Source organism: Pseudomonas sp. Pseusp49 (genome assembly GCF_059491875.1).
Map to the genome: position 1 here is coordinate 4,769,391 of NZ_CP168514.1, position 11,716 is coordinate 4,781,106.

The 11,716-nt window shown below is 60.1% G+C and carries 9 protein-coding genes; 3 read left to right on the forward strand and 6 right to left on the reverse strand.

Going from position 1 to position 11,716, the window contains the following annotated elements:
• Positions 1-55 precede the first annotated feature (55 nt).
• From ACEN83_RS21295 to ACEN83_RS21310, 4 genes are all read right to left on the reverse strand, one after another.
• Positions 56-2,479: a TonB-dependent siderophore receptor gene (locus ACEN83_RS21295; protein ID WP_495578335.1), complete on the reverse strand. Its 2,424-nt coding sequence runs from the start codon at positions 2,477-2,479 to the stop codon at positions 56-58.
• Positions 2,480-2,577: 98 nt separating this feature from the next.
• Entirely contained in the window at positions 2,578-3,561 is a 984-nt protein-coding gene (locus ACEN83_RS21300; RefSeq protein ID WP_495578336.1) for a FecR family protein, read from the reverse strand.
• A 157-nt stretch (positions 3,562-3,718) separates the two neighbouring features.
• On the reverse strand, positions 3,719-4,219 hold the full coding sequence (locus ACEN83_RS21305; protein ID WP_008021652.1) for a sigma-70 family RNA polymerase sigma factor: 501 nt from the start codon (positions 4,217-4,219) through the stop codon (positions 3,719-3,721).
• Between the two features lie 256 nt (positions 4,220-4,475).
• On the reverse strand, positions 4,476-5,870 hold the full coding sequence (locus ACEN83_RS21310) for an MFS transporter (RefSeq protein WP_495578337.1): 1,395 nt from the start codon (positions 5,868-5,870) through the stop codon (positions 4,476-4,478).
• 718 nt (positions 5,871-6,588) lie between these two features.
• On the opposite strand from ACEN83_RS21310, the gene tynA reads away from it, so the two are divergent.
• A complete protein-coding gene (gene tynA / locus ACEN83_RS21315; protein ID WP_495578338.1) occupies positions 6,589-8,877 on the forward strand; it encodes a primary-amine oxidase in 2,289 nt (762 codons plus the stop codon).
• A gap of 125 nt (positions 8,878-9,002) precedes the next feature.
• Here the strand turns inward: tynA and ACEN83_RS21320 are convergent, their stop codons facing one another.
• Together ACEN83_RS21320 and ACEN83_RS21325 are read right to left on the reverse strand one after the other, a co-directional pair.
• Entirely contained in the window at positions 9,003-9,311 is a 309-nt protein-coding gene (locus tag ACEN83_RS21320; RefSeq protein ID WP_116581538.1) for a cupredoxin domain-containing protein, read from the reverse strand.
• 12 nt (positions 9,312-9,323) lie between these two features.
• Positions 9,324-10,292, reverse strand: a complete 969-nt coding sequence (locus ACEN83_RS21325; RefSeq protein WP_116581537.1) for a metallophosphoesterase family protein — start codon at positions 10,290-10,292, stop codon at positions 9,324-9,326.
• Between the two features lie 165 nt (positions 10,293-10,457).
• Here ACEN83_RS21325 and ACEN83_RS21330 point away from each other — a divergent pair, with 165 nt between their 5' ends.
• Together ACEN83_RS21330 and ACEN83_RS21335 are read left to right on the forward strand one after the other, a co-directional pair.
• Complete coding sequence (locus ACEN83_RS21330; protein WP_495578339.1) at positions 10,458-10,970, forward strand: sigma-70 family RNA polymerase sigma factor; 513 nt, start codon at positions 10,458-10,460, stop codon at positions 10,968-10,970.
• Positions 10,963-11,700 carry an anti-sigma factor family protein gene (locus tag ACEN83_RS21335; protein ID WP_495578340.1) on the forward strand — a complete coding sequence of 246 codons (738 nt, stop codon included), beginning with the start codon at positions 10,963-10,965 and terminating at the stop codon, positions 11,698-11,700. The genes ACEN83_RS21330 and ACEN83_RS21335 overlap by 8 nt, the downstream gene beginning before the upstream one ends.
• The last annotated feature ends 16 nt before the right edge of the window (positions 11,701-11,716 follow it).

The window sequence follows — 11,716 nt, forward strand, 5'->3', positions numbered from 1 at the left end:
AATCGTATCCCCCTGTAGGAGCTGCCGCAGGCTGCGATCTTTTGCACTTCAGGCGTTAAAATCCGACACTGGCCTGCACAAAGAACGTACGCGGCGCGCCGACGTACATGCCCGAGTTGTTGTCGCTGGAGCGGGTGAAGTACTGCTTGTCGAAGATGTTTTTCACCCCGGCACCCAGTTTCAGGTTCGACACCTGCGGGCCAAAGTCATAGCCGCTACGCACGTTCCAGGTCACGTAACCCGGAATATCACCGAACTGACCGTCGGCGGAGCCTTCGGTAATGTAGTTGCCGTTGAAACTGCCGTCGGCGTTCACCCCGGTGCCCGGCGAGCGCTGTTTCGACTGGGCGAACGCATCGAGATTCCAGGTCCAGCGGTTGATGTCGTAACGCAGGCCGGCGGTGGCCACCTGACGGGAGTAGAACGGCAGGTCACGGCCCTTGAAGCCCGGGATTTCACCTTCATAAGTGGCGCGGGTGTAGGTGAAACCGGCGTTGGCGCTCAGGCCGTCGAGGCGTGGGTCCAGCGCCGCCATATCGTAGTGCACCGAGGTTTCGATGCCCTGGTGCTTGGTCGCGCCGAGGTTGGTCCAGCCCACATCGTTGCTGATGTATTGCAGTTCGTCGTCGAAGTCGATGTAGAACAGCGTCACCTCGCCGCCCCACACGTCATCGTTGTAGCGCGTACCGATTTCGTAGGTCTTGGCCTTTTCCGGCTGCAGGCCGTTGGCAGGCTCATTACCGATACCGCCCTGCCCCAGCTGGAAATACTGCAGCGCGCCGAACGAGGTTTCGTAGTTGGCGAACAGCTTCCAGGCCTCGGACATGTGGTACATCACGCTCAGGGCCGGCAGCGGCTCGTTGCTTTCGATGCTGCGTTTTTTCTCCGCCACCGGTTTACCGGCCGTATCGAGTACCGGGCGGTCATGCCAATCGGTGTTGATGTGTTCGAAGCGAATACCCGGGGTGACGGTCCAGTTGCCCACGTCGATCTTGTTGTCGACGTAGACCGAATTGGCCTCGGTTCCACCGGTGCGGTCTTGATAGACATGGCCGTCCGCCCCCGGACGCACGACGGGCTCGTTGTTGACCAGCGCCACTCGGCTGGCCTCTTCGTGCATGGCTTCTTTCAGGTAGCGATAACCGACGCTGACTTCCTGGATGGTCGGGCCCACATCGAACACATGGGACACCCGTGGTTCGATACCGAAGGTGTAGTAGCTGCGCGGATAGGAATTGAGTGTCTTCAGGTCACGCGAGGCGATGGTGCTGCCACGAAAACTGTCGGTGTAGTAAGTCAGCACTTCGGCCTGGGTGCGATCGTCGATCTGCCGCGCCCACTTGAACGACACATCCTTGCGACGGCCGCTGAAGCTGTCGTAGTCGCGCACCGACTGGAACGGGTCGGCGTCGTACTGCGCCTGGGTCAGGCCGCCGGGCATGTCGGCCTTGGCGTCGTAGTAGTGGAAGTTGAGGCTGAAATCGTCGACATCGGTCGGCGCCCAATGGGTCTTGAGGATCACGTCGTCGATGTCGTTGCCGTTGTTGCTTTCACGGTAACCGTTGCCATTCACGCCGGAGTACAACAGCGCCACGCCCATGCCGTTGTCCGCGGTGCCGCCCATGAACGCCGTGTCGATGTGTTTCCAGCCACCGTGCTGCGACGTTTCCAGGGTGGTGCCGATTTCCGCGGAGGCCTGTTCCGGGATCGCGCGGGTCACGAAGTTGATCACACCGCCGACGTTTTGCGGTCCGTAGCGCACGGAGCCGGCACCGCGTACCACGTCGATGCTGTCGAGGTTGCCGGAGGAAATCGGTGCCATGGACAGTTGTGGCTGCCCGTAGGGCGCGAACGCCGCCGGGATGCCGTCGATCAGCACGGTGGAGCGAGGCGACAGGCGCGAAGTCAGGCCACGCACGCCGACGTTGAGGGAAATGTCGCTGCCACCGGTGCCGTTGGCGTCCTGCACTTGCACGCCGGGAACCCGTTTCAACACCTCGCCGACGTTCATCGCGCCCTGTTCGACCATGGCTTCGCGGCGGACCACCGTTCGTGCGCCAGGGTGGTTCTGCACCAAGGCGGCATCGGCGTCATCGAGCCAGTCGCCCACCACCTTGATGTCGGTCACACCCAGCTCCAGCGGGCCGTTGGCCGCCGAAGTCGGCGCCGGCATCAGAGTCACCGATCCTTCATCGATCTGGTATTGCAGGCCGCTGCCTTGCAGCAACTGGCGCAGTGCGTCTTCCGGGGACATATTGCCGTCCACCGCCGGAGCCTGTTTGCCGGCGACCAGCTCAGGGCTGAAGAACACCTGAAGCGAGGTTTGCTGGCCCAACTGGCTCAAGGCTTGTCCCAAGGGTTGCGCCGGGATGCGGATGCCGTCGGCGGCAAAGGCCTGGGGCAGCGCAACGTTGACCGCGATGGCGAGCGCCAGCGGCAACCAGGGGAATTTGTTGTTTTTAGCGGTGGAGTTTTTCACGTCGAACGTAATCCTGTGGATCGCAAAAGTGTGCGCTTGTTAATGCAAACCAGTTGCAGTTGAACAGGAAGACGATGAACTCGAAAAAAACCTGAATTTTATTTTGAAATTATTTCCTGGCTGCCATCGCCAAGGGTGCGCACGGCCACCGGCAGAATGCTCGGCAAGGCCTTGAGCAGTGCATCGGTGTTGTCGGACTTGAACACGCTGGTCAGGCGCAGATCGCCGACCGCTGCGCTGGCGACCTTGAGCGGTTTCTCCCGATAACGTGAGACCTGCTCGGCGACGTCGGCCAGGCTGGCGTTGTTGAACACCAGTTTGCCGCTGCGCCAGGCAGTCATTTCCGCCGGGTTGACGGCGTAGGCGGCCGCGACCTTGCCCTGGGCATCGACGTGGGTGCCCAGGCCTGCTGTCAGATTGATGAAATCGTGATCGGCAGCCTCGCGCCCCTGGACCTTGACCGTGCCCTGCTCCACCACCACCCGGGTCTCGCTGGCGCCACGGCGTACGTCGAACCGGGTGCCGGTGACCGTGACCTTGCCGCTGCCCGACTCGACCACAAAGGGTCGGCGGGTGTCGTGCGCGACGCTGAACATCGCTTCACCTTCGCTCAGCTCAACGTGGCGTTGACCCTTTTCAAAACGCACCTGAATCCGGCTGCGGCTGTCCAGATCCACCGCCGAACCGTCCGGCAACGCCACATGGCGCCGCTCATTCAGGGCCGTTGAAAACTCGGCGGTGTAAGGCGCCGGATGATCCAGGCTGCTGAACAGACCCAGGCCAAGCGCCACCGCGAGCACGCTGGCGGCTACCGCGTAACGCAGCACCGGGCGAGGTTTTTTCAGGGCTGGCGGAGTTTCACACAAGGCACGCAAACGCGCCGCCGGTAGCAAATCGGCGGCGCTCCACAAACTCTGGAGCACGTCGAATTCGTTTCGGTGTTGGGGGTGTTGGTCCAGCCAGGCCTGGAACCGGCGACGCACTTCGACATTGACGACAGGTTCCTGCAAACGTACAAACCATAGCGCCGCGTCATCGCGAACCCTTGTTTGCCCGCACGCACAATCACGAGTATCCATCATGGAAGTTCCTGTTGGGCCGGGGAAAAATCATCACACCGCATCGGCTTGGCGTAGGAGCTGCCGAAGGCTGCGATCTTTTGATCTTCGGCAACGCCAAGGCCGCCAAAAGATCGCAGCCTTCGGCAGCTCCTACGGGTAGGTTCATGGCCGCAGCGCATCATGACTGCAACCCGTCCAGGCGATCGCGCAGGTGCCGAAGCGTGCGGATCATATACTTTTCCACCATGTTCTTGGACAGCCCCAGGCGTTCGGCGATTTCGGCCTGGGTCAGGCCCTCGATTTTCTGCCAGACAAACACCTTGCGGCAGTTGACCGGCAACTCGGTGAGCGCACGTTCGATGGAATCGGCCAGCTGGATCGCGTGCATGAAATGCTCCGGGTCGCCGGTCGGCGACTCACTGAGATCGATCGCCTCTGACTCCATGGCGCCCCGCCGGTCCTCACGCCGGTAACCATCCACGGCAATGTTGCGCGCGGTCTGGTGCAAATACGCCCGGGGCTGTTCCACCCGCGCCGAATCGGACTCAAGCACCCGCACGAAGGTGTCGTGGGCCAGGTCCTCGGCCTGCTGACGATTCCTCAGGCGACGGGTCCAGGTACCAACCAACTCTTCGTAATGCTCGAAAAAGCCGTGTCTGCGGGGCAGCTTGAGGGTCATTGCGCTGTGCTGTGGAAACGGGGCGTGAATAGTAATGCTTCTTATTAAACCAAAGCAATCGCTTCCGACCTCAAACACGCCCCCTGTAGGAGCTGCCGAAGGCTGCGATCTTTTGACTTTGATTTTTGCAAGAAAGATCAAAAGATCGCAGCCTTCGGCAGCTCCTACAGGTAACGAAAAAAGGCCGCTGATTGCTCAGCGGCCTTGTTCAATCCGACGGGTTAGTCCGTCTTGCAGGTACCCTCGAAGCCGTCACTCAGAGGTCGGTAATTTCCTTGTGGCGAGGCACCAGCATCTTCATCACACTCCACGCCACCAGATAGGCCAGCGCGCAGACGGCGAACATGATCATGTAGCCGGTACGGATTTCACCCACCGATTTGTAGTAGTCGAACACCCAGCCACCGACCTTGGTCAGCAAGACTCCGCCCAACCCACCCGCCATACCACCAATGCCGACCACGGACGCGACGGTCTTTTGCGGGAACATGTCGGACACTGTGGTGAAGATGTTGGCCGACCAGGCCTGATGCGCCGACGCGCCCACACCAATCAGCAACACCGGCACCCAGACGCTGATGTGCCCCAATGGCTGCGCCAACAGCACGACCAGCGGGAAAACGGCAATCACCAGCATGGCTTTCATGCGGCCGTCATACGGCTTGTCGCCACGTGCCATGAAATAGCTGGGGAACCAGCCGCCGCCGATACTGCCGACCATGGTCATGCTGTACAACACCGCCAGTGGCACCACGATGGCTGCGCCTTTCAGGCCGTACTGCTCCGACAGGTAGGTCGGAAGCCAGAACAGAAAGAACCACCACACACCATCGGTCATGAACTTGCCGAAGGCGAACGCCCAGGTCTGACGGTATTTCAGCAATTGGAACCACGAAACCTTTTTGCCGACGCCCGTCTGCACAGCGGCGCTGGCGGGGGAATCACTGTGGATGTGCGCCAGTTCCTGCGCCGACAGGCGCTTCTGCTGCTCCGGCTTGTCGTACAACACCAGCCATACGCCCATCCAGATAAAGCCCAGCATGCCGATCACGATGAACGCGGTCTGCCAGCCCCACAGGCCAGCGATCAGCGGCACCGAAATGGGTGCCAGGATCGCGCCGACGTTGGCCCCGGAGTTGAAGATGCCGGTGGCGAAGGAGCGTTCCTTCTTCGGGAAATACTCAGCGGTGACCTTGATTGCGGTCGGGAAGTTGGCCGATTCACCGACCGCCAGCACGGCGCGCGACAGCATGAAGCCGGCGATCGAGACCGGGATGACCGCAATACCGAGCGCGCTACAGATGGCGGCAATACCCTCGCCCATGGGTTCTGCAAAGGCGTGCATGACGGCGCCGGTCGACCAAATGCAAATCGCCACCACAAAAGCGGCCTTGGTGCCGATCTTGTCCACTACACGGCCCGCGAACAGCATGGAAATCGCGTAGGTGAACTGGAAGACGGCGGCAATGTTGGCGTAATCGGTGTTGCTCCAGCCAAACTGCCTCGACAGATCCGGCGCCAGCAGGCTCAGCACCTGGCGGTCGAGGTAATTGACGGTGGTTGCAAAAAACAACAATGCACAAATGGTCCATCGGTATTTACCGACAGACTGGCTGACGCGTTGCGCAGTAATGGGCTCGTTCAAGTTCATGGCATCACTTTATTGTAGATTTTGGGTGATGATCTCTCGGTGTAAAACGAGATCAATTGGGCCACCGGGCTTCACTTCAATGCATCGGTCCACGACGAAACGGGCCATATTCCGCCGAGGGATCGGGCCAACTGGTTTCGGACAACTCATCAGACAACCCACTGGGAAGCAGGGACTGATTGCTCAGCCTGCGTTTCTCAGGCGAGTCAGTGACGGGTTGTCACGGGTAACGGGCGCAAGGGTGCGTGCACATGGAAGCCGATGGCTGAACACGGGAGCTTCAGGGGCGAGAGGGAGGCGATTGGATTCATGTTGAGGTCGACACTCTTTTTATTTTAATTTGGACGTTCATGTCATATGTCGTCGTATGACTTGGGAGATTTATAGCCAGTCCCATGGGCCACTGTCAACAAGAAAACTCCTTAGATCTGAACGGCCTGACCGTCTTGAAAATGCGATATATAATCGAATAACCCCGTTAAACGGGCTCTTGGACGCAGGTAGCGCGACTCACCGCTCACTCCCTTGTCAGTTTTGAAAGGGATCATCGACCATTCATCGTTGTACGACAACTGATAGCAAAGCGATCAGAATCCGCCCTACTACGCTCTATCAGGCACAGATCCAAAGGTTTTTGGCAGGATTCCCAATGCAGCCATTCACTGGCTGTAGCAAAGTGCGGGCATGGCTGTTATCGGCTTTTCCGAAGGAACCCAGAATGTTCACCTCCCTTGCACTGCGAAACAGAAAACCGCTGGCCCGCCTCGCCCTGGCTATCACGCTGGGCACGCTTGGCCTGCCTTACTGGGCGGACAATGCCCAGGCCCACGGCGGTCATGCCGACATGGTGCCGCTGCAAGAGGGTCTGGAGGCCTTTGGTGCCACGGTGAAATGGGACGACTACGCCAACCTGTTCACCATTGCCAAGGACGGGGTCTATCTCAAGGTCAAGCCCGAGAGCAAAGTGGCGATGCTCAACGGCAAGCGCATCGAGCTGACGGTGCCGGTGGTGTTCAAGGACCATAAGGCGTTCATGTCCACCGACTTCATCAACCAGGTGTTCCAGTCCGGGCTGGACAAGACCTTCGTCGTCGAGACCCGCCCCAACCCGCTCAACCCCCTGAGCGCCGCCGAAATCACCACGGCCGTGGACATCGTCAAGAAATCGGACAACTACAAGCCCGGTTTCCGTTTCACCGAAGTCTCGGTCAAGGCGCCGCCCAAGGATCAGGTGTGGAACTTCGCCCTCACCGGGCAGAACGTCGCCCAGCCGCGCGAGGCCTCGATCGTGGTGCTCGACGGCAAACACGTGATCGAAGCGCTGGTGGATCTCGACACCAAGACACTCAAGTCCTGGAAGCCGATCGAAGGCGCCCACGGCATGGTCTTGCTGGACGACTTCGCAACGGTACAGTCGGCCGTCGAGACCAGCCCGGAATACGCCCAGGCCCTGGCCAAGCGCGGCATCAACGACGTGAAGAAGGTCGTGGCCACGCCACTGACCGTCGGTTACTTCGACGGCAAGGACGGCCTGGCGCAGGACAAGCGCCTGCTGAAAATCGTCAGCTACCTCAACACCGGTGACGGCAACTACTGGGCGCACCCGATCGAGGGCCTGGTGGCGATTGTCGATCTGGAACAGAAGAAACTGATCAAGATCGAAGACGACGCGCTGATCCCGGTGCCGATGAAACCGACGCCGTATGACGGACGCGGACGCCAGGGCGTCGCAGTCAAGCCGCTGGAAATCATCGAACCCGAGGGCAAGAACTACACCATCAGCGGCAACAGCATTCACTGGCAGAACTGGGACTTCCACGTTCGCCTCGATTCGCGGGTCGGGCCGATCCTGTCCACCGTCACCTACGACGACAAGGGCAAGAAACGCAAGATCATGTACGAAGGCTCGCTGGGCGGCATGATCGTGCCTTACGGCGACCCGGATGTCGGCTGGTACTTCAAGGCCTACCTCGACTCCGGCGACTACGGCATGGGCACCCTGACCTCGCCGATTGCCCGTGGCAAAGACGCCCCGCAAAACGCCGTGCTGCTGGACGCCACCATCGCCGACTACACCGGCGCACCGACCGCGATCCCCCGCGCCATGGCGGTGTTCGAACGCTACGCCGGGCCTGAATACAAACACCAGGAAATGGGCCAGCCCAACCTCAGCACCGAGCGCCGTGAACTGGTGGTGCGCTGGATCAGCACCGTCGGCAACTACGACTACATCTTCGACTGGGTCTTCCAGCAGAACGGCACCATCGGCATCGACGCCGGCGCCACCGGCATCGAAGCGGTCAAGGGCGTGAAGTCCAAAACCATGCACGAAGACACCGCCAGGGAAGACACCCGCTACGGCACCCTGCTCGATCACAACATCGTCGGCACCACGCACCAGCACATCTACAACTTCCGCCTCGACATGGACGTGGACGGCGAGCAGAACTCACTGGTGGAAGTGAACCCGGTGGTGCTGCCCAACGACCGTGGCGGCCCGCGCACCAGCACCATGCAGACCGAAACCAAAGTGGTCGGTACCGAGCAGCAAGCGGCGCAGAAATTCGACCCGTCGACCGTGCGCCTGCTGACCAACTTCAGCAAGGAGAACAAGGTCGGCAACCCGGTTTCCTATCAACTGATTCCATACGCCGGCGGCACCCACCCGGTGGCCAAGGGCGCCAACTTCGGCAAGGACGAATGGCTCTATCACCGCCTGAGCTTCATGGACAAGCAACTGTGGGTGACCCAATACAACCCCGAGGAAAAATACCCGGAAGGCAAGTACCCGAACCGCTCGGACAAGGACTCGGGCCTGGGGCAATTCACCCAGGACAACCACTCCATCGAGAACACCGACGATGTGGTCTGGCTGACCACCGGCACCACCCACATCGCCCGCGCCGAGGAATGGCCGATCATGCCGACCGAATGGGTGCACGTGCTGCTCAAGCCGTGGAACTTCTTCGATGAAACGCCGACGTTGAACCTCAGCACCCCGGAATAAAAAATACGTGCCCCCTGTAGGAGCGAGCTTGCTCGCGATGAGCGTGAACGATTACGCGTAAAACCAGATGCCCAGCGGCGCCTTCGAGTTTTTCGCGAGCAAGCTCGCTCCTACAGGGGACATGTTTACTGGCTCACCACAATCTTGCCGAGCATCTGCGGATGCAGCGCGCAAAAATACTCATACTCCCCCGGCGTGTCGAACACCCAGGAATAGCTGTCACCGGTATCCAGCGCCCCGGAGCGAAACACCTTGTGGGATTCCGCCACCGTGTGCGGGATCTCGTCGTCGTTAACCCACGTCACTTTTGTGCCCACAGCCACGTTCAGATCCTTGGGGCCGAACATGAATTCCTTGATGTCGATTTTCACCTCCTGAGCCCACACCGGCATCGATACCATCAGGCAGGCAACGGCCAACAATCGCGTTTTCATTGCACCGCCTCCCTAAACCAGTGTCGAATCGATCAGCGCCAGCGGGTGCTCCCCCTGGGTCGCTCGCACATCGGTGACTCCCAGATAATTGCGCAACTGATCAGCCGCTACCGTCATCGGTCCCGGTGTCGGCGCAGTGCCCGGCGCGGGTTGTGGATAAGCCGTGCCGCGAGCGGTATGGAAAGTGATATTGCCTTCGACCTTCTGGATGACCTGGTGGATATGCCCATTCAACACCGTCACCGAACCGTACTTGCGCAGCATGGCGATCGCCTGATCGCCATCCTCGGTACCCCAGCCCCACGGCTGATAAATCGTCCACAACGGAATATGGGTAAACACCACGATTGGCGTGCTGCTGGTCACCGCGCGCAAGTCGTCGGCCAGCCAGGCCAGTTGTTCGGCGCCCAGAGTCGCTTCACGGCCCGCCTGGAAGTTGAAGACGTTCACCAGCGCAATGAAGTGCACGCCGTGGTCATCGAAACTGTACCAGCCATTGCCTTTGGTGCCCTTGCCGTAACGCTCCAGATAAAGCTTGCCGCCGCCCTCGTCGAGGGTGTCGTGCTCACCCGGCACGTAGTGCACGGTGGACGGCAGGCCGTTAAGCAATTGTGCGGCGGTGTCGAACTCGTCGGCTTTGGACAGGTGGGTGATATCACCGGTGTGCAGGATCAGCGAGGGTCGTTTTGGCAGCGCAATGACCTTGTCGATCGCCACTTGCAAGGTCTTGAGCGGTTCCGGGTTGGCCTCCTTGTTGAAACCGATGTGCGAGTCGCTGATCTGCACGAAGTGGAAGGTGCTGGCGAGCGCCTTGGGGTTGGAAACATTGCCCGCCTCATCCAGGGCGAAGGCCCGGGGAATGCCGCCGCTCATGGCCCAGATCACGCCTGCCCCGGCCCATGCCGAGCACTTGAGCAGCGTACGGCGATCGGGGTTGAGCGGGCCGTCGGTGCGTCGTTGGTTTTTTGCATGAATGTCCATCGGTATGCCCTCGGTGGCGTACTACAGTGGTGAAGCGGGTGATGTAGCTGACACGAGGTAAACCGAGCGGGACAGGACTTTATTCCAGATGAAAAAACATGTTTTTTTCCGGGAATAAAATGCGCCGCTTCACGGTTATAGAGGTGGGACAGTGCGGAAACCACTATGAAGCGATTTGAGGAACTGTTTGCACCCCACCTGGACGCCGCTTACAACCTCGCGCGCTGGCTCACCGGCAACGACAGCGCCGCATCCGATGTCGTGCAGGAAAGTGCCTTGCGCGCCTTCAGGTTTTTGCACCGCTTCGCCAATGGCAACGCCAAGGCCTGGTTCCTGACCATCGTGCGCAATGAAAGCTACACCTGGCTCAAAACTTCGGCCGGCCACAATTGGGTCGCCATCGGCGATGAACTCCCCGAAGACGACAAGGCACTCAGCCACAGCCAGACCCCGGAACTGCTGGCCATCCACAACGAAAATGCGGCGCTGATCCAGCAAGCCCTGTGCGCCCTGCCGCCGGCGTTTCGCGAGGTGATCGTGCTCAAGGAACTCGAAGACATGCCCTACAAGGACATCGCCCTGGTGGTCGACATTCCCATCGGCACCGTCATGTCGAGGCTGGCCAGGGCGCGGGCGATGCTCAAGCTCGAACTACTGAAGTTGCACGATCATGAATGAACTCGACTGCACGGTTTGCCAGACGCTGATGCATGGCTATATGGACCAGGAACTTGATTCGGCGGCGGCTGCGAACGTGGCCGGGCATCTGACCGAGTGCGCCGAGTGTTCGCGGTTGCATGATCAAACGAAGCTGCTGAAGGCCGGTGTGAAGCAACGGGCGCCGTATTACGCAGCGCCGGCATCATTGACTGCGCTGGTGTTCCCCCCTGCTCCCCCGGCAGCCAGCTTCGTCGAGCGTTGGCGCCAATGGTTCGCACCCGCTTTTTCAGCGGCGGCTCTGGCCTTCGCGGTGGTGTTATATGTAGCGACGCCGGGCAGCGAACAGCCTTTGATGGACGAGGCGGTCTCCAGCCATGTGCGTTCGTTGATGGGCGAGCATTTGAACGATGTGGTGTCGTCCGACCACCATACCGTGAAGCCCTGGTTCACCGGCAAACTCGACTTCTCGCCGCCGGTATTCGATTACTCCGCACAAGGTTTTCCCCTGCTGGGCGGACGGCTGGATTATCTGCAGCATCAGACCACGGCGGCCCTGAGTTATGGCCGGGCCAAGCACATAATCAATGTGTTCATCTTGCCCGTGCAGGCGGCCGACAAGCCGCGACAGAGCCAGACGATCCGAGGTTTCAATGTCGTGTCCTGGCAAGAAAACCACATGCGCTTCGTGCTGGTTTCCGATCTGGAGAGAAGTGAGCTGGAGGCGTTCAGCCAAATGCTCAAACCGTAGAGCTTTTTGATGAACG